The sequence below is a fragment of the uncultured Sphingomonas sp. genome, assembly GCF_964235535.1.
GTDB lineage: Bacteria > Pseudomonadota > Alphaproteobacteria > Sphingomonadales > Sphingomonadaceae > Sphingomonas.
Genome location: NZ_CAXSBH010000058.1, coordinates 1 through 17,346 on the forward strand (window position 1 = coordinate 1; position 17,346 = coordinate 17,346).

Here is a 17,346-nt window from a genome sequence, read left to right on the forward strand (position 1 = left end):
GCGAGGTATGCCGCTCCCGCGACTTCTCGTTCCCGCCCAGAGCGAACCGGGCGACGTCCACGCGCAAGGCGTCGACCAACGCGCGGTTATGTACCGCGTTGGCGCGGAACTGCTCGCTCTCAGGCGAAAGTTTGGATTCGAGAACCGGCGACGTCACGAGCCGGCACGATGATGCATTGAGCTCATATGTCGATCCTTTTGCTCGGACGGAGGCCGGCGCGCGTTTCCTTGTCCACGCCCGTCGCATCCAACGCGAGTTCAGCTTGGCCCGGCAAGCCGCGGCGAGCGACCCTCGGACTTCGCTGCTGAAAATCGGGGTCCTGCGCAGCATCCCGAACGCGATCATCGCGGCGGCGATCCGAGCGACCCTCGACCAGGAACGTTCGACGCGGATCGAGGTGCTGGAAGGAACCGAGCGTGAACTGCTCGGCCTTCTGGCCCGCGGACGAATCGATGTCGCGCTCACGACCGTCGGTCACGGCGGCGATCGTTTCCTGGAGGAGGAGCTGTTCGATGAAGGATACGCGGTCGCCTTTTCCCGGGGCCACCGCCTTACCGGGCGACTGATGATCGCGGGCGAGGCGCTCGCCGACGAGGTCATGATCGTCCGGCGACATTGCGAGGCGCTGGCCGAGACGAGCCGGCACTTCACCGATCGCGGCGTCCGGCCGCGCTTCGCCTATCGCTCGACCAATGACGGCCGCGTCCTGGACATGGTCGCCGCCGGTCTCGGCATCACGATCATGCCCGCCTCCTACCGTCACGAGGCGATCGTCTTTGCGAAGATGACCGGTTTCGATCACCGCCGGCGCATCGGCCTGGTGTTCGGAAAGCAAGCCGAAACATGGGGATCGGAGCCGTCCCCGCTCGTTTCGGCCGTCAGGACGGTGCTCGGGGCGTTCACACGGCACCCTTGATGTTGCCGCTTCGCAACCGGGCAGGTAACCGGCAACGAGCATGAGGACCGCCATCGCGCCCATCATTAAGACCGGATCAGTCAATCGCGTGAAGAGCAGGATCGAGGATGCCTCGATCCCGATCATCATTCCTAAACGCCCGAGCAGCCCTGCGAAGAAGATTGGCCCGACCGGACGTTCGTTCCGGTGCCGGTCGGCGCAGGCGACGGCACCCATGACCATCCCAACATGCGCGACCGGCATCAGAGAAACATGGAAGAGCAACTCGGCCGAGATGCCACCATCGGCGCTGCAGATCGCCGGGATCATCCCAAGCGGGCTAAGGCAGATATCGATCATCAACCCAAAAACCATGCCGAGTACGCAAGCGCGATCGCGGTCGAAGATCGCGGCCGATCCGGTCGGCCAGCCTCGATCAAGCAACCGCCTCGCGTCGATCAGGCCGGGCAGGGCAGGCGTCATAGACCGGAGCCTTAGCATCTCCGGTGCGCCGAGGACCCGACCGTCGGGCACACGCCCGAGTGTGCGTCGGCGCGGGCTCCGCGTCGCCTCCGGGAGACGGCCATCGACTCCGCATGGACCTTCCGCCTGTTCAAGCGATCAGCCTGATCGGTTCCTCGACCAGCGAGCGCAGCGCGGACATAACCCTCGCGGCCACGGCCGCGCCAATCACGCGGCGGTCGAAACCGGCGGTCGCCGTGAGCATCGTCGCGCCCGCCGCCTGGCCGTCGCCGGCACGGACCGGCGGCCACGGCGCGCCGACGCCCAGGATCATTGCCTGAGACCCGTCGAGCGCCGGAAAGACCCGTTCGATCCCGAAAGCGCCCAAGTTCGAGATCGCAACCGTTCCATCCCCGTCCCGCCCAGGCGCAAGCCGCCTCTCGCGCGCGATCACCGACAGGCGCTTGGAAGCAGCGTCCACGATCACCGGACCTGCGAGCTCTTCCTCGACCGCCACCGACACGTCGACGCGGCCGAACCGATGCAACCTGTCACTTGCGAACCCCACATTCGCCTCCGGAACCTCCTCCAGCGCGAGCGCGAGCGCCTTGATGAGCAAATCGTCCACCGACAGCTCGATTACGGACGAGGCGTTGAGTCTGGCGCATAAATCGAGCATCGCGTTGATGCGGCAGTCGATCGAAAGATGGAAATGCGGCGTGGCCTGCATCGCGGGCGTGGGGCGCGGCGTGACGGGTTCGCGAACGCCCAGCAAGTCGCCCGTTCCGTACGGGATGTCTGCCGGCGCAGCATGTATTGACGTCTCGAGCGACGCGGCTGCCACAACCGTGGTCGGCGCGGTATATCGCATCATAGGCACCGGTCCAAGATCGGCCGTCACTATGCGACCGTTCGGGCCGCTGCCGTCGATGGTGGCGAGATCAAGGCCACGCGCCTTAGCAATACGCGCGGCAAGCGGGCTTACGTCCTTGTTCGCCGGGCGCGGTCGCGCGGGGACGCGGGCCGCCGTGGTCGGCGGCAACGGCGACCGGACCGGCGCGGGCGCGGTCTCCAAGATTGGCGGAGTTCCGGCCTGGACGGGCTCGACCGATGCCGCGACACCAGCATGCCCGCGATCGTTTCCGGCGTCTTCAAGCATGGCAATGACCGTGCCGACCGGAATGTCATCGGTGCCTTCCTGGACGACCAGGATCGCAACCCGGCCCTCGTCAACAGCCTCGAACTCCATCGTCGCCTTGTCGGTCTCGATCTCGGCGATGAGATCGCCGGGTGTCACCAGATCGCCAACCCCGACCAGCCATCTGGCCAGCGTGCCCTGCTCCATCGTCGGCGAGAGCGCCGGCATCCTCAGTTCGATCGGCATCCGGGCTCAGGCCCCGAGAAACAGTTCGGCTGCCGCGTCGATGATCGAGTCGGTGCCCAGCCGGTAGGTGTCGTAGAGATCGATGAGGTCGCCGGTCTGGCCGAACCGGTCCACCCCCAGCGGGCTTACCCGTTGACCGCGCACGCCGCCCAGCCAGGAGAGCGCCGACGGCGAGCCGTCGATGATGGTGACTAAGCCCGCGCCGGCCGCGAGCGGTGCGAGCAGCGCCTCGACATGGCTCTCGCCCGCGCCGCCTTCAGTCCAACGGCCCGCGTGACGTGCGGACCAGCCGCGGTGGAGCAGGTCCGGCGACGTCGCGTTGAGCAGGCCCAGACCCGGGATGTCTTCGCTCAGCGTTTCCCACGCGAGGAGGACCTCGGGCGCGATCGCACCTGTGAACACGATCGCCGCCTCCGCGCCGTCGATCGGGCGTTTCAGCCAGTAACCGCCCTTGAGCGCGTCGGCTTCCCATTCGCCGTCGTCCCGGTCGACCTGACGGATCGCGCGGGTGGTGAGCCGCAGATAGACGGACCCGCCCTGCTCCGCCTGCATGTGATCGAAGGCCCAGCGCATGACGAGCGCAAGCTCGTCGGCGAAGGCGGGCTCGAAATAGGTGAGGCCCGGCTGACCGATGCCGATCAGCGGCGAGTTGATCGATTGGTGGGCACCTCCCTCGGGGCCTAGCGTCACACCCGACGGCGTCGCCACCAGCAGGAAGCGCGCATCCTGGTAGCAGGCGTAGTTGAGCGCATCGAGGCCGCGCGCGATGAACGGATCGTACACGGTCCCGATCGGCATCAGCCGCGACCCGAACAGCGGCCCGGACAAGCCCAGCGCCGCCAGCATTAAGAAAAGGTTATGTTCGGCAATCCCGAGCTCCATGTGCTGACCGGCGGCATGGCCCGACCATTTCTGCGCGGACGGGATCTTCGCGCCGGCGAACACGTCGGTGAAGGCGCTACGCCGGAACAACCCGCGCTGGTTGACGAAGGCGCCGAGGTTGGTCGAGACGGTCACGTCCGGCGAGGTGGTGACGATGCGGTTGGCGAGCGCCTGGGCCTTCTCGTCCGCCGACTTGGCGAGGTCGAGCAGGATGCGCCCGAACGCGGCCTGGGTGGACTGCTCCGCCCCTTCCGGCACGGGCAGCCGATCGGGCACCGGCACCAGCGTCGCGGCGGGGTCCATGCGCCGCCGCGCCATGGGCGAGGCTTCTACGAACGCCTTCAGCGTCGCCGCCGCATTGTCCCCCAGGCCGCCCCAGGGTGCCCATTCCCCGCCCTGCGGAATGTCGAGGCTGCGGCGTAGCGCGTTGATCTGGCCGGGGTTCATCAGGCCCGCGTGATTGTCCTTGTGGCCAGCGAACGGCAGGCCGAACCCCTTGATCGTGTAGGCGATGAACAAGGTCGGCTGCTGGTCCTGCGCGCCGTCGAACGCCTCGACTAGCGTCTCGATGCAGTGGCCGCCGAGATTGGTCATCAACGCGGCCAGCGTGTCGTCGTCATAGGCGGCGAGCAGCGCCGTCACGTTCGGTCTCTCGCCAATCTCGGCCACGAGCCTGGTCCGCCACGCCGCGCCGCCCTGGTAGGTCAGCGCCGCGAAGTCCGCGTTGGAGCAATTATCAATCCATTCCTGCAGAGAACGGCCGCCGGGCTTGCCGAATGCCTGGAGCTGCCTCTTGCCGTATTTGAGCGTGACCACCCGCCAGCCGCAGGTCTCGAAGATGTCGTCGAACCTGCGGAACATGCGGTCCGCGGTCGTATGGTCGAGCGATTGGCGGTTGTAGTCGACGATCCACCAGCAGTTGCGGATGTCGTGCTTGTAGCCCTCGATCAGGGCCTCGTAGATGTTGCCCTCGTCGAGTTCGGCATCGCCCATTAGTGCGATCATGCGGCCGGTGTCCGCCTCGGCGAGCGCCCCGTGGGCGACGAGGTAATCCTGCACTAGGCTCGCGAAGGCGGTCACCGCGACGCCCAGTCCTACCGACCCCGTCGAGAAGTCGACCGGGATCCTGTCTTTGGTGCGCGAGGGGTAGCTCTGCGCGCCCCCCAGGCCCCGAAAGCGCTGGAGTTGATCCAGCGTCTGCTGCCCGAGCAGGTAGTGGATTGCGTGCAGGACCGGCCCGGCATGCGGCTTGACCGCAACCTTGTCGTTCGGGCGCAGGGCATGGAAATATAGCACCGCCATGATCGCCGTTATCGACGCGCACGACGCTTGGTGTCCGCCCACCTTCAGACCGTCGCGGCTGTCGCGGAGGTGGTTGGCGTTGTGGATGGTCCAGGAGGACAGCCACCGAAGCCTCGTGTCCAGCGCCCCCAGCTTCGCGATCGTGTCGGTTTGCGCCAGCTCCATCGTGTCCATGATGCTTCCTTATTAACGGACCGGCGCAGTCGCCTCGCGGACGATCCCGAGGAACCCGCCATAGCCGCCCTGGAAGAATATCAGTGGCGACTGCGGTTGCTCGACCTCAAGATCGATCACCCGGCCGAGCACGAACAGGTGATCGCCCGCGTCGTGGACGGCCTGCACTTCGCAGTCGATCCACGCCACGACGCTGTCTAGTATCGGTGACCCGTTCGCGGATAGCCGATGGGATATGCCGCGGAACTTGTCTCCGCCGCGTTTGGCCAAGGCGTCGCAGACAGCATGCTGTTCGCTCGCCAGGATGTTGACGCAGAAGCGCCCGACACCCTCGATCCGCGACCAGGTCGTCGAGCGCCGATCCGGGAGAAAAGCCACCAGCGGCGGCTCGAGCGACGCGGAGGTGAAGGATCCCACGACCATCCCGGTCGGCCCGTCGTCCGTCATGGCCGTGACGACGCAGACGCCGGTCGGGTAGTGCCCGAGCACGCGCCGAAAAGCGGCGGCGTCGAAGGGTCGCAATTGTGTGACGCCGCCTTTGACGGGCGGGCATCCATCATCCGAGTGTCCGGCGGCGACGCTCGCCATCGCCCTACGCCGCCCGGCCGCCGGCCGCGACCGGAGCTGGCCGCGCCACCTTGTTCACGATCGCGCCTATCCCGTCGATCTCGCACCGCACGACATCGCCCTCCGACAGGAACAACGGCGGGTCGAGGGCGATCCCGACGCCTTCGGGCGTGCCCGTGGCGATCAGGTCCCCCGGCTCCAGCGTGAAGGCGGTCGAGAGATAGGCGATCTGCGCCCAGATGTTGTGGATCAGCCGGCTCGTATTGCTGTCCTGTCGCAGCTCGCCATTCACGAAGCAGCGGATGGCGAGATCGTGCGGATCGTCGATCTCGTCCGCCGTGACGATCCAGGGACCGATCGGGCCGTGCGTGTCGAACGACTTGCCCATTGTGAAGGTCTGCGAGTGAAACTGCCAGTCCCGCGCGGACACGTCGTTGGCGACGAGATAGCCGAAGACGTAAGGTCGCGCATTCGCCTCGGCGACATGCTTGGCGCGGCGGCCGATCACCACGCCGAGCTCGACCTCATAATCCAGCTTCTCGGTCACGCCCGGATCGATGTCGTCGAACGGACCGGAGATGCAGGTGGTCTGCTTGTTGAACCACAGCTGATGGTCGGGAACGTCGATGCCGAGCTTCTGCGCCTCCTTCGCATGGTCGCGGTAGTTCATGCCGATAGCGAGATACTTCCCCGGTCGCTCAAGCGGCGCCAGGAGAGGGGCGCCCGCGACCGCGATCTCGGGCGTCGCGTCCGCGAGATGGTCGCGGATTCGGCCGAGGGCGGCGTCGCCGCCCACGATCACCTCCGACATGCCCCCGAAGCCCAAGCCGTCGAGCGGCACGATCCCCCCTTCGCCGACCGCGCCCAAGACGGCGCGGCCATCGCGCAGAAAACGGACGAGCCTCATCGCCGGATACCCTGCCGCGACGTCGGGGAACCCGGCTTGCGCGGTTCGTCCGCGCTCATCGGAACCAGGGCGCATTCGAGGGCAGACCCACCGAGATGCGGCCCTGGAGCTCCATCGTCGGCGACTTGTCGACGATCGCGTGGGTGGACAGCGTCGTGACGTCGCGGGTCGCGCGCTGGGCCGGATTGGAAAGATAGTGGGCCGAGGAGCCGCCCTCGTCGTTCAGCGCACGCAGCGCGGTCCGGCACAGATCGAGCGCGTAGGCGTAACGCGTGCGTAGCCGGACGCGGTCCTCGAGCGTCATCGGCGTGTCCTGGCCGCCCAGGTGCTCGAGTTCCCGGGTGGCCTCGCGAGTGATGAGCTCGGCGACTTGAACCTGCGTCTCGGCGGTGCCGAGCGTAGCGAGCTGGATCTGCTTGTCCGTCGGCCCGCCGCCGGGACCGCTCGTCTTCAGACGCTCGCGGTACCGCGCCACTGCGCCGCGCGCCGCGCCCAAGCCCGGCGCCAGGACCGTCAACGCAAAAGCAGGGGCCATCGGCATGCGGTAGAACGGGTTGTCGTGATGCAGCTGGCCGCTCGTCAGCTTGCCCATCTCGATCGAGCGATGCTCGGGCACGAAGATGTCGTCGATCGTGTAATCGTGGCTGCCGGTGCCGACCATCCCGTCGACATACCAGGTGTCTAGGATCGTTGCGTCCGTCACTGGCACGAAGAAGAAGTAGGGCGTCATGCGGCCGTCCTCCTCCACCATCGCGGCCGTGTTGATCCATTCGGCGTGCATGACGCCTGACGCCCATTTCCATCGGCCCGACAGGCGAAAACCGCCCTCGACCCGCGTCGCCGTTCCGGTCGGTCCGCCCGAGCCCGCCGAGGTGAAATAAGGCAGCTCGCCCCAGATCTCCTGCTGGAACTTTTCGGTGAACTGCATCATCGTCCATTGGTGATAGATCGAGAAGCAGGTGCACCAAGCGGTCGAGGTGCAGCTCTCGCCAATCGAGACAACCGCATCGGTCAACGCTTGCAGGCCCCCGGCTTCCATCCCGCCATACTTTTTAGGCACGAACAGATAAAAGATGCCGGTGGCGCGGATTGCCGCCCACACCTCGTCGACCGGGTGCCGCAGCAGCTCTGCCTTGCGGGCGTTGTCGGCGATCAGCGGCCTGAGCGCCTCGACCCGGGCCAACACCTGCTCGACGGTGAGCGAGCGCACCTCCGCGGGATCCAGCCAGTCGCCAGTCATGGTGTGCGGCTCGAGGATAGTCTCGTCTGAATGCGCCTGCTTGGGAAACAAGACCGCTAGATTCGACATCTTAATCTCCGTAGGTCGTTCAAGTTGGACAATATGCGTTATTCTATGAATTGAGCAAGTCCCGCGCGGGCCCGGCCACGATGCCCGCGTCGTGCAATCGGCCGATCTGACCGTCGGCGAGGCCGAGCACGTCCCCGAGTATGTCGTCGGTATGTTGTCCGAGCAGCGGCGCGGGCTCCGTATCCGCGCGTTCAACATCGGCCAAGCGGATCGTCGCCCCCGCCGCGAGGTGCATCCCGACCCCGGGCGTGTCGATGCGGGTGAACAACGGATTGAGCTCCGAGGCGCGCCGATCCATGGCCACCAGCTCGGCGACCGACTGGAACGACCCCCAACAGACCGACAGGCGATCGAACGTTTCCGCCACCTCGCCAAGTGATCGGCCCGCGATCCAGGGTTTAACCAGCGCCGCGATGACCTCGCGATAGTCGAAGCGGACGGCCTCCGAGGCAAAGTCGACGCGGAGCGCCCCCTCCAGCGCAGCCACGGCCGGCCCGATCGCGCAGGCCTCGACCAGCGCCTGCCATTGGCGTGACGAGATCGCCGCGACCATGACGCGTCGGCCGTCTACCGTCGCGAAGTCTCGGCCGAAGGCACCGTATATGTCGTTCCCGATCGCCTGGCGCGGCGGCATGGCCAGCGACGCCTCCGTCAGCAGCCCCAGATGCGACAGGACGCCGAACGCCACGTCCGAGAGCGCCAGGCGCAGCGCCTGGCCCTGCCCCGTCACGCTCCGCCGGTGGATCGCAAGCATTAGGCCGAACGCCGCCTGATAGGCGCACGCCACGTCCCAGGCGGGCAGCGCCTGGTTGACAGGCCGGTCGGGCGACCCGTGCCCGGTGATCATCGGATAACCCGTGGCGCAGTTGACCGTATAATCGACTGCGGTCGAACCGTCGAAATTTCCTTCGATGAGGCAGCTGATCAGATCGGGCCGCATCGTCGCCAGAGTGTCGTGCGCGAGAAACCCGGCGGGGATGTTGGACAGGAGGATGCCCCCGCCCGACCCCGGCGCGGTGACGAGCGCCTGGAGAAGCTCGCGGCCTTCGGGTCTGCGGGCGTCGATCGCGATCGAGCGCTTGGCCTTGTTCAGGCTGGTCCAGTAGACGCTGCGCCCGGCCGGCGCGATCGGCAGCCGGCGATAGTCGATCCCGCCGCCGATCATGTCGAACCGGATCACGTCGGCGCCGTATTGCGCGAGCGTCAGGCCGCACAGGGGCGCCGCGATGAACGCCGAGCTTTCGACGATGCGGACGCCCGAAAGCAGCGAGTAGGTCATGTCCTGACCGCGTCGCGTCTAGGAACAAGGCAGGATCGCTCGAACGTCATGAAGCGCGTCCCGCATTGCTTGAAAGCGTCGGTGCGGGTCGTCACGATCCCCTGGGTCGGTCGTTTGCGGCTGGGCCTGACCTCCAGCACCTCCGAGCGCGCATAGACCGTGTCGCTCGGAAAGACTGGCGCGGTCAGTGCAACCTCCTTCCAGCCCAGATTGGCGACCGCGTTGAGGCTGACGTCGTCGACCGTCATGCCCAGCACGATCGCGAGCGTCAGCCCGCTATTGACGAGCGGCCTGCCGAACTCGGTGCCTGCGGCGAAGTGGCTGTCGCAATGCAGCGGATGCCTGTTCATCGTCAGGAGGCTGAACTGGATGTTGTCCGCCTCCGTGATCGTCCGGCCGGGCCAATGATCGTACACGTCGCCGACGAGAAAATCGTCGAGGAAGCGGCCGCGCCGGACGGGGGCGTCCCAAAACGCCGTCACGATCCGGCCCATTCCACGTCGGCCCGCATGCCCGGACGACCGTCGGCCCCTGTCGTCCAGAACGCGGCTCCGTCGGCTTCCTCCATCACCGTTATCCTCTCGCCGGAAAAAAGCGGCGCGACCGCGCGGTAGGCGAAACGGCCTACCCGCCCGCGCCGGGCAGCCGCCTGCATCAGCATCGTCGCCTGGAACGGGCCATGCACCACGAGCCCCGGATAGCCCTCCGCGCCGGTCGCATACGGATGATCGTAATGGATGCGGTGCGCATTGCCGGTCAGCGCCGAATATCGAAACAGCCGAACTGGATCGGCGACGATCGTAAAGACGAACGTTCCCGGTTGGCCGGGCGCGGACGGGGCGAGCGTCGGCGGTGTTGCGGCCGTCGTCGTCCTGAAGACAATGTCTTGCCGTTCCTCGACCGCGACATGGTCGCCGACCTCGTAGCTGTGCGCCACGGTCACGAAGCAGAGCGGGCCGGAGCGGCCAGACTTGACAGCGATGTCGGTCACGACCGAGCGCCGGGTCACGACATCCCCGACATGAAGGGGAGTTTTCCACGACAGCGTACCCGCCGCCCACATCCGGCGCGCGCCCGGGATCCGTGGCAGGATCGTATGGTCCGCCGACGGATGGCCGTCATCCTGCAGGCCGGACAACGGCACGCCCGGCAGCGCGATGCACCAGTGGATCCCGAGCGGCGCGACGTCGCCGTCGCGCGGCTCGCCCGGGGAGCCGGCGCCGGTCACATCGTCGAGCAGAAGCACGGTCGACGTGTCGATCCGGTCAGTTGCCTCGGCGCGGTGGCCGACATGCGCGCGGAGCCGATCGAGGTCGAAGGCATCCGAGGCGTAGGTGGCGGCGTCCGACATGGCTAGCCGAGCACGAACGGATCGGGGGTTTCGTCGGAGGTGTTGATCCAAACGCTCTTGGTGCGGACGTAGTCGCGCACCGCGTCCATCCCGTTCTCGTAACCGAGCCCGGAGCGCTTGTAGCCGCCGAACGGCGACATGTAGCTGACCGCGCGGTACATGTTGACCCACACGATCCCCGACTTGATCCGGTCGCTCATGCGCAACGCGCGGCCCATGTCGCGGGTCCAGATCCCGGCGGCAAGGCCGTAGGCGCTGTCGTTGGCGATCGCGACCGCGTCGTCCTCGTCGTCAAACGGGATGCAGGCGAGGACGGGGCCGAACACCTCCTCCTGCGCGATGCGCATGTCGTTGGTGACGCCGGTGAAGATAGTCGGCTCGACGAACAGCCCGCCGCTCGCCGTCGCGCCCGGCCATGGGCGCCCGCCGAGCACGCAGGTTGCACCGTCCCGCCGGGCGACGTCGATGTAGTGCAGGATCTTGTCGTACTGCGGGCGGGTGGTGACCGGTCCGACCTGAGTGCCCGGCTCCATCGGGTCGCCGATCCGCGCCGTCCGGGCATAACCAACCACCCGTTCGACGAACGCGTCGTGGATCGAGCGCTCGACAAGCAGGCGCGAGCCGGCCACGCAGGTCTGGCCGGTGGCGGACATGAAGCCGGAGACGACCCCCTTCACCGCGTTGTCGAGATCGGCGTCGGCGAAGACGATGTTGGGCGACTTGCCACCGAGTTCCAGCGTGACGCGCTTGAAGCCCCGGGCGGCGGTCTCGGCAACGCGCTGCCCGCCCCCCTCGCTGCCGGTGAACGCTATCTTGGCCACCTTGGGATGGGCGACCAGCGGCTCCCCGATCTCCGCGCCAAAGCCGGTTACGACGTTCAGGACGCCCGGGGGCAAGCCCGCCTCGCCCGCCAGCCGTCCGAGCTCGAGCGCGGACGCCGAGGTGAATTCCGACGGTTTGAGAACGAAGGTGTTGCCTGCCGCGAGCCCGGGCGCGAGCTTGTAGGCGGCCAGTAGCAGGGGCGAGTTCCAGGCGGTGATCGCGACGCAGACACCCAGCGGCTCGTGCTTGGTGAAATTAAAGGTGTTCGCCTTGTCGATCGGGATCACCGCTCCTTGAACCTTGTCGGCGAGGCCAGCGTAATAATAGAACCATTGCGGGACGTACGACACCTGCGTGCTCATCTCGGCCAACAGCTTGCCGTTGTCCCGAACCTCAATGCGCGCGAGACGGTCTGCGTTGGCGGCGATGAGATCGCCAAAGCGGCGCAGGATGTGGCCGCGCGCGGTCGCGGTCATCGCGCCCCACGCCCCGGCACCGGCCCGGTCGGCCGCCGCGACCGCCCGGTCGGCGTCCTGGGCACCGCCGCGCGGCAGCCGCGCCCAGGCCTCGCCGGTATAGGGGTCGATCGACTCGAAGGTCTCGCCGGACGCGGCGGGAACCCACTGCCCGTCAATCAGCATCAGGAAATCCTGCATCGCCTCGTTCCCTGCTATGGTCATGCCGCGAGCGCCCGGACGGCGTCCTCGTGGATCATGTCGGCGGCCTTTTCCGCGATCATGATCGTGGGGGCGTTCGTGTTGCCCGACACGATCGAGGGCATGATCGACGCGTCCACGACCCGCAGACCCGCCACCCCGCGCACGTGGAGCCTGGGATCGACCACGGCCTCGTCGTCGATCCCCATCCTGCAGCTGCCCACCGGATGGTACATAGCCTGCGCATGCTGGCGCAGATAGGCGAGCAGCTCGGCGTCCGACCGCTTGTCGGCACCGGGCAGCGCCTCGCCAGCGACGTGGCCGGCGAGCGGCTCGCTCGCGAAGATCCGCCGGATGATCCTGACCCCCTCGATCATCGCGCGCTGGTCCTCGGCCGCCTGAAGGTAGTTGAACAGGATGGCGGGCGCGGCGAAGGGATCGGCGGTCGCGAGCGTCAGGCTCCCGCGCGACTGCGGCCGGATGTGGCTGACTGACGCCGTGACGGCGGGGTGCGATTCAGCGACGAACCTGCCCTCGGGCGTGATCACCATGCTGAACGGCCGGAACTGGATTTGGAGGTCCGGCGAGTCCACATGGGGCCCCGACCGCGCGAAGGCGGCGACCTGCGCGGCGGCGTTGGTCAGCAAGCCCGTCCGTCCCCAGGCGTAGCGCAGCACGTGCGGCAGGAGGCGCCACGACGTCCAGGGGCTGGCGGCGTTCAGGATCAACCGGTTGATCGAGAAGTCGGGCGTGACGCGCGACAGATAGTGCGAATAGACATGATCCTGGAGATTGCGCCCGACCCCGTGGCTGTGATGCACGACCGGCAGGCCGTGCGCCCGTAGTTCCTCGCCGGGACCGATGCCGGACAGAAGCAGGATGTGGGGCGACCCGATCGCCCCGGCGGACAGGATGATCTCCCGTGCCCGCAGGACGCGCGTTCTTCCGCCCTGGTCGAACTCGACGCCGACCGCCCGGCCGCGCTCGACCAGGATGCGGCGCACATGCGCGCCTGTCTCGATCGAAAGGTTCGGCCGTCCGCGCGCCGGATCGAGAAAAGCGCTCGCCGTCGAATGCCGTTCGCCGCGACGGATGGTGTATTGGACATACCCGATCCCGTCCTGTGACGCGCCGTTGAAGTCCGGATTGAGCGGCAGGCCGATCGCGTTACCCGAAGCCACGAAGGCGCGCGACGCGGGGTGCGGTTCGACAACGTCGCTGACATGGAGCTCGCCGTCGGCTCCGTGGAACGCGTCGCCGCCACGCTCCTGATGCTCGCTTCGCTTGAAGTAGCGCAGCACCTCGTCCCATGACCAGCCGACGGCCCCGCTCTGCCGCCACGCGTCATAGTCGCCCGGCACGCCGCGCATGTAGACGAAGCCGTTGATAGCGCTGCTGCCGCCCAGCGTCTTGCCGCGTGGGCAATAAATACGTCGCTCGTTCAGGCCCGGCTCCGGCGCGGTCTGGTAGCACCAGTTGACCTTGGCGTCGGCATAAAGCTGCGCGGTACCGGCCGGGATTCGCATCCAGGGATTGCGGCTGCGACCGCCCGCCTCGAGCAGGAGCACGTTGCTGGCCCCGTCGGCGGTCAGGCGGTTGGCGAGCACGCAGCCGGCCGATCCAGCCCCTATGATCAGGTAATCCAGCATTGATCCTCAACGGTCCGTACTCGGGCCGGTTCGCCACCTCGCCGACTTTCCGGTCATGCCCATCGGTTAGACGGTAGGCCTCTCTTCGACAAATCTCATTATCGCGCTGATTGATCGGTCCAGCGGGACAGTCGACGACCTATCCGACTGCGCGCCGGCTCCGCCGGTCTGTTGGCGGGCCAGCGATCCGCGGCACCATCGCCGCTAGCTTGGTCGCCGCGGGCGACAGCGCATAGCCCCGCAGCGAGATGATGCCGATGCTGCGGGTCATCACGGGATCAACGATCCGGAGCACCTGCAGATCGGGGGTGACCCGTTCGGGCACGGCGATCTTGGGCAGGATCGCCGTTCCGAGCCCGGCCGTCGCCGCGGTGATCAGCGTCTGGGTTTGTCTGAATTGGTAGTTGGTCGACAAGGACAGGCCCTGCTCCATCACGGTCTGCTCGATGATGGAGCGCAGCGCGGTGGCCGGGTTGAGCAGCAGCACGGGCATGCGCACTAGATCGCACAAGGGTATTGTAGGTGCCTGCGCATTGTACAGGTGCTGGGGCACGAGCGCGTAGAGTTCCTCCTCCAGAAAGGTGCGGCAGATCAGGTCGGGCTCGTCGCAAGGCGGGCCGATGCCGAAATCGACCTCGCGTTGTCTGATGCTCTGATAGAGCGCATCGGACGTCAGTTCCTGGACGAAGAGCTTCACGTCCGGATAGCTGCGGCCGAAGTCGGCAAGGATGAATGGCAGTTTCGTACCCGCCACCGTCGGCGAGCAACCGAGCGACACGTGCCCGGAGCGCAGATCGACCAGCTCCCCGATCTTGCGCAAGCCCGACTCGATCTCGTGCAGCGCGCGCCGAACGCTGTCGATCAGCTGTGCGCCCTCGTCCGTCAGGCGCACGGACCGCGTCGTCCGGTGGAACAGCGTAACACCCAGCTGTTCCTCCAACTGCTTGATTTGCGTGCTGATGGCCGATTGCGACCGGTTGGCCGCGAGCGCCGCCGACCGGAAACTGCTATGCTCAGCGACGAGCAGAAAGCCCTGCAGCAGCTTCAGATTGATGTTCATGATGGGCCGCATGAAGATCCCGTTGATTGTCGAACACGATCAATCGGTGGCATAATCCGATTTGTGAGAAGGCACAAACCGGATTACCTCCCCGAAAAGGAATGGTCGGACCGATGGGAGAGTGCATGTGACGACGACGACCGAGTTCGCGGGTGCCGCCGGGGCATCCGCACGGACGCCGCCCGCACCCAATCTGGTCTTCAGCCACATGGGGCTTAGCGTACTCAACATCGATCGGATGGAGGCGTTCTACACGCGCGTGCTCGGCTTCACCGTTACCGATTACGGCCATGCCGGCGGGATGCGGCTGACCTTCCTATCCCGCGATCCCATGGACCACCATCAGATTGTGCTGGCGACCGGCCGCCCTAACGCGCTGCCGGCCAACGTCGCCAACGCCCAGTACGGCGCCAGCATCAACCAGATCTCGTTTAAGATGGCCTCGTTGGACGATCTGCGCGACATGCACGAGCGCCTCGTCGCCGAGGGCTGCGACGGTCTGTTTCCCGCCAATCACGGGATTGCCTGGAGCGTGTACGCGCACGATCCCGAAGGCAACAACCTGGAGTTCTTCGTCGACAGCGAATGGTACATCAAGCAGCCGTTCCTCGAGCCGCTCGATTTTAGCCAGCCGGTCGATCGAATCCTGGCCGACACTAAAGCGTTGTGCGAGGTGAGCGACGGGTTCGAGCCGTACGCGAACTGGCGCGAACGGGTGTCCAGGCGCATGACGCCCTACCGACCGCAGCCGGCGGAGGCCTGACCAATGTGGATCAGATCGGCCTATTGGATCGGTGAGGTGAAGCCCGGTCGTAAACATGAATTCCGGGCCGTGATCGACGGGGAGATGGTGCCGGCGCTGCAAGGGCTGCCCGGGGTACGCAGCGTCCGGGCACTATGGCCGATGCGGCCCGAGGAGAACGCGCCGAAGATCGTCTGCCAGTTGCTGGTCGAATTCGACGACCGGGACGGGATCGATCTGATGCTGGCGTCCGCGGAACGGCTTGCCCTACGGTCTGGCGTAGGGGCGAAGGTCCCACCGCTGTTCGACGGGCAACTCAGCCACATAGATTGCGAAGTCCTTTGAGCTCTTCCGGGACGCCCACGGTCTGGAACGCGCGGAGAGTTGAAAGCCTGAACGAGCCGCCGCCACGGATCGCGGATAGTCACGTCCACTTTTGGGATCCCGTGGCCTTCAGCTACCCGTTCATGAAAGCGAGGCGCGATCACCAACATTTCTCCGGCGATACCTCGTCCGCGTTCAGGCCGTTTCTGCCCTCCGACCTGATGGCCATCGCCGGACCGCTCAGTGTCGAGAAGGCGGTCCATATGCAGGGGCATATGGGCGTCGACGACCCGTCGGAGGAAACGGCTTGGCTGCAATCGGTCGCTGACGCCGATGGGAAGCCGGACGGGATCGTCGCCTTCGCTCGTCTCGACGATTCCAAGGTCGAGCAGGTGCTGGAGGCGCATGCCGCCTACCCCAACCATCGCGGCATCCGGCATTCGATCAACTGGCACCCCGACCGCTTCTACTCGATGGCGGACCGTCCGGATTACCTTACGGACCCTGCATGGCAGCGGGGATACGCGCTTCTCGATCGCTTCGGCATGTCGTTCGACCTGCAGATCTTCCCCCATCAGCTGGAAGACAGCTACGCTCTGGCGGCCCAGCATCCGGGGGTGCCGCTGATCATCCAGCATTGCGGTTTCCCGATCGACCGATCGCCGGACGGCATGGCGCTCTGGCGGACTGGAATGGCAAAAATGGCGACCCTTCCCAACACGGTCGTCAAACTTTCCGCGCTCGTCATCATGGACCATGAATGGAGCCGGGAGTCGCTCCTCCCAATCATCCGAGAAACCGTCGACATCTTCGGGCCTGACCGCGCTCTGTTCGCCAGCAATTACCCGGTCGATGGCACCTATATCGGTTACCGGGACTGGGTCGCCGTGGTCAACGATGCGCTCGACCAATTCGGTCCGACCGAACGCGGTGCAATCTTCTACACGAACGCATGCCGGACCTATCGCCTGTGACCGCTTCCGCCGCCGATCTGACAGCCATCGCCGTTGCCGTCCAACGCGAATGGAAAGACGCATTCGAAACAAGGAACCTGCCACGTCTGAGCGGCCTCTACGCCGACGAGACCGCCTTTTACGGGTCCACGGCGACGCTATACACCGATCCGGCAGGGGTGCGGACCTACTTCAACGTGCTGCCGCCATCCTATGTGAGGGCGGATTACGACACGCCGCATGTCGTCGCGCTCGGCACCGACGCGCTCGCGGCGACCGGTGAGGTCACTTTCTACACGTCCGGGCCGGACGGGCTGACGGCGCTTCCCTATCGCATGACACACGTCTTGGTGCGTTCGGCGGGACGGTGGAAGATCGCGACGCACCATGCATCGCCCATGCCCGTCCGATCCGGCCACTGACGGTTCCACGCGCTCCCGCGCCGTCGGGCGCTGAGGACCAAGCGCGGAGCGCCCCGCCGTTCTACCCGGCCGCGATATTGCCGTGCCGTTCGCCCACAGGACCGGTCGGATGCGCATCGACCGTCAAAGCCGTTGGTGATCGGTTCCATCGTAAGCGTCTGGTCTTACCCGCCTTGCGGGTGATGTGATCGGCAAGCCACAGGTG

The 17,346-nt window shown here is 66.4% G+C and carries 17 protein-coding genes; 6 read left to right on the forward strand and 11 right to left on the reverse strand.

All coding sequences use genetic code 11. The features are described 5' to 3' along the window. Positions 1–263: 263 nt before the first annotated feature. On the forward strand, positions 264–917 hold the full coding sequence (locus ACFE7F_RS13810; protein ID WP_375404430.1) for a LysR family transcriptional regulator substrate-binding protein: 654 nt from the start codon (positions 264–266) through the stop codon (positions 915–917). A 186-nt stretch (positions 918–1,103) separates the two neighbouring features. Next, complete coding sequence (locus tag ACFE7F_RS13815) at positions 1,104–1,394, forward strand: hypothetical protein (protein ID WP_375404431.1); 291 nt, start codon at positions 1,104–1,106, stop codon at positions 1,392–1,394. Between the two features lie 115 nt (positions 1,395–1,509). On the opposite strand, the gene ACFE7F_RS13820 is transcribed toward ACFE7F_RS13815, so the two are convergent. From ACFE7F_RS13820 to ACFE7F_RS13870, 11 genes are all read right to left on the reverse strand, one after another. Next, the gene (locus tag ACFE7F_RS13820) at positions 1,510–2,742 is read right to left on the reverse strand and encodes a 2-oxo acid dehydrogenase subunit E2 (RefSeq protein ID WP_375404432.1); all 1,233 of its coding nucleotides are present in this window, start codon (positions 2,740–2,742) and stop codon (positions 1,510–1,512) included. Between the two features lie 6 nt (positions 2,743–2,748). Beyond that, on the reverse strand, positions 2,749–5,091 hold the full coding sequence (locus ACFE7F_RS13825) for a transketolase (protein ID WP_375404446.1): 2,343 nt from the start codon (positions 5,089–5,091) through the stop codon (positions 2,749–2,751). 21 nt (positions 5,092–5,112) lie between these two features. After that, positions 5,113–5,622 carry a flavin reductase family protein gene (locus tag ACFE7F_RS13830; protein ID WP_375404433.1) on the reverse strand — a complete coding sequence of 170 codons (510 nt, stop codon included), beginning with the start codon at positions 5,620–5,622 and terminating at the stop codon, positions 5,113–5,115. 70 nt (positions 5,623–5,692) lie between these two features. Next, the gene (locus tag ACFE7F_RS13835) at positions 5,693–6,574 is read right to left on the reverse strand and encodes a fumarylacetoacetate hydrolase family protein (RefSeq protein ID WP_375404434.1); all 882 of its coding nucleotides are present in this window, start codon (positions 6,572–6,574) and stop codon (positions 5,693–5,695) included. A 55-nt stretch (positions 6,575–6,629) separates the two neighbouring features. After that, positions 6,630–7,883 carry a hypothetical protein gene (locus ACFE7F_RS13840; protein ID WP_375404435.1) on the reverse strand — a complete coding sequence of 418 codons (1,254 nt, stop codon included), beginning with the start codon at positions 7,881–7,883 and terminating at the stop codon, positions 6,630–6,632. A 43-nt stretch (positions 7,884–7,926) separates the two neighbouring features. Then, positions 7,927–9,162, reverse strand: a complete 1,236-nt coding sequence (locus tag ACFE7F_RS13845; RefSeq protein ID WP_375404436.1) for a CoA transferase — start codon at positions 9,160–9,162, stop codon at positions 7,927–7,929. Then, positions 9,159–9,644: a MaoC family dehydratase gene (locus ACFE7F_RS13850; RefSeq protein ID WP_375404437.1), complete on the reverse strand. Its 486-nt coding sequence runs from the start codon at positions 9,642–9,644 to the stop codon at positions 9,159–9,161. Before ACFE7F_RS13850 ends, ACFE7F_RS13845 begins: the two co-directional genes overlap by 4 nt. Then, the gene (locus ACFE7F_RS13855) at positions 9,641–10,513 is read right to left on the reverse strand and encodes a MaoC family dehydratase N-terminal domain-containing protein (protein WP_375404438.1); all 873 of its coding nucleotides are present in this window, start codon (positions 10,511–10,513) and stop codon (positions 9,641–9,643) included. The genes ACFE7F_RS13850 and ACFE7F_RS13855 overlap by 4 nt, the downstream gene beginning before the upstream one ends. 2 nt (positions 10,514–10,515) lie before the next feature. Continuing rightward, a complete protein-coding gene (locus ACFE7F_RS13860) occupies positions 10,516–12,015 on the reverse strand; it encodes an aldehyde dehydrogenase (protein WP_375404439.1) in 1,500 nt (499 codons plus the stop codon). After that, positions 12,012–13,640 carry a GMC family oxidoreductase gene (locus tag ACFE7F_RS13865; RefSeq protein WP_375404440.1) on the reverse strand — a complete coding sequence of 543 codons (1,629 nt, stop codon included), beginning with the start codon at positions 13,638–13,640 and terminating at the stop codon, positions 12,012–12,014. The genes ACFE7F_RS13860 and ACFE7F_RS13865 overlap by 4 nt, the downstream gene beginning before the upstream one ends. Positions 13,641–13,779: 139 nt before the next feature. Beyond that, the gene (locus ACFE7F_RS13870) at positions 13,780–14,700 is read right to left on the reverse strand and encodes a LysR family transcriptional regulator (RefSeq protein ID WP_375404441.1); all 921 of its coding nucleotides are present in this window, start codon (positions 14,698–14,700) and stop codon (positions 13,780–13,782) included. Positions 14,701–14,827: 127 nt separating this feature from the next. On the opposite strand from ACFE7F_RS13870, the gene ACFE7F_RS13875 reads away from it, so the two are divergent. The 4 genes from ACFE7F_RS13875 (at position 14,828) to ACFE7F_RS13890 (ending at position 17,141) form a co-directional block, all read left to right on the forward strand. Continuing rightward, positions 14,828–15,463 (forward strand): VOC family protein, encoded by a 636-nt coding sequence (locus tag ACFE7F_RS13875; protein ID WP_375404442.1) that lies wholly within the window; start codon positions 14,828–14,830, stop codon positions 15,461–15,463. A 3-nt stretch (positions 15,464–15,466) separates the two neighbouring features. Next, positions 15,467–15,787 (forward strand): hypothetical protein, encoded by a 321-nt coding sequence (locus ACFE7F_RS13880; protein WP_375404443.1) that lies wholly within the window; start codon positions 15,467–15,469, stop codon positions 15,785–15,787. A gap of 101 nt (positions 15,788–15,888) precedes the next feature. Further along, entirely contained in the window at positions 15,889–16,740 is an 852-nt protein-coding gene (locus ACFE7F_RS13885; RefSeq protein ID WP_375404444.1) for an amidohydrolase family protein, read from the forward strand. Beyond that, entirely contained in the window at positions 16,737–17,141 is a 405-nt protein-coding gene (locus ACFE7F_RS13890; protein ID WP_375404445.1) for a YybH family protein, read from the forward strand. The genes ACFE7F_RS13885 and ACFE7F_RS13890 overlap by 4 nt, the downstream gene beginning before the upstream one ends. The last annotated feature ends 205 nt before the right edge of the window (positions 17,142–17,346 follow it).

Excerpts from the sequence above, each read along its gene's own strand:
- ACFE7F_RS13820 (WP_375404432.1), bottom strand. The coding sequence starts at position 2,742 with ATGCCGATCGAACTGAGGATGCCGGCGCTCTCGCCGACGATGGAGCAG.
- ACFE7F_RS13825 (WP_375404446.1), bottom strand. The coding sequence starts at position 5,091 with ATGGAGCTGGCGCAAACCGACACGATCGCGAAGCTGGGGGCGCTGGAC.
- ACFE7F_RS13835 (WP_375404434.1), bottom strand. The coding sequence starts at position 6,574 with ATGAGGCTCGTCCGTTTTCTGCGCGATGGCCGCGCCGTCTTGGGCGCG.
- ACFE7F_RS13840 (WP_375404435.1), bottom strand. The coding sequence starts at position 7,883 with ATGTCGAATCTAGCGGTCTTGTTTCCCAAGCAGGCGCATTCAGACGAG.
- ACFE7F_RS13845 (WP_375404436.1), bottom strand. The coding sequence starts at position 9,162 with ATGACCTACTCGCTGCTTTCGGGCGTCCGCATCGTCGAAAGCTCGGCG.
- ACFE7F_RS13855 (WP_375404438.1), bottom strand. The coding sequence starts at position 10,513 with ATGTCGGACGCCGCCACCTACGCCTCGGATGCCTTCGACCTCGATCGG.
- ACFE7F_RS13860 (WP_375404439.1), bottom strand. The coding sequence starts at position 12,015 with ATGACCATAGCAGGGAACGAGGCGATGCAGGATTTCCTGATGCTGATT.
- ACFE7F_RS13865 (WP_375404440.1), bottom strand. The coding sequence starts at position 13,640 with ATGCTGGATTACCTGATCATAGGGGCTGGATCGGCCGGCTGCGTGCTC.
- ACFE7F_RS13870 (WP_375404441.1), bottom strand. The coding sequence starts at position 14,700 with ATGAACATCAATCTGAAGCTGCTGCAGGGCTTTCTGCTCGTCGCTGAG.
- ACFE7F_RS13880 (WP_375404443.1), top strand. The coding sequence starts at position 15,467 with ATGTGGATCAGATCGGCCTATTGGATCGGTGAGGTGAAGCCCGGTCGT.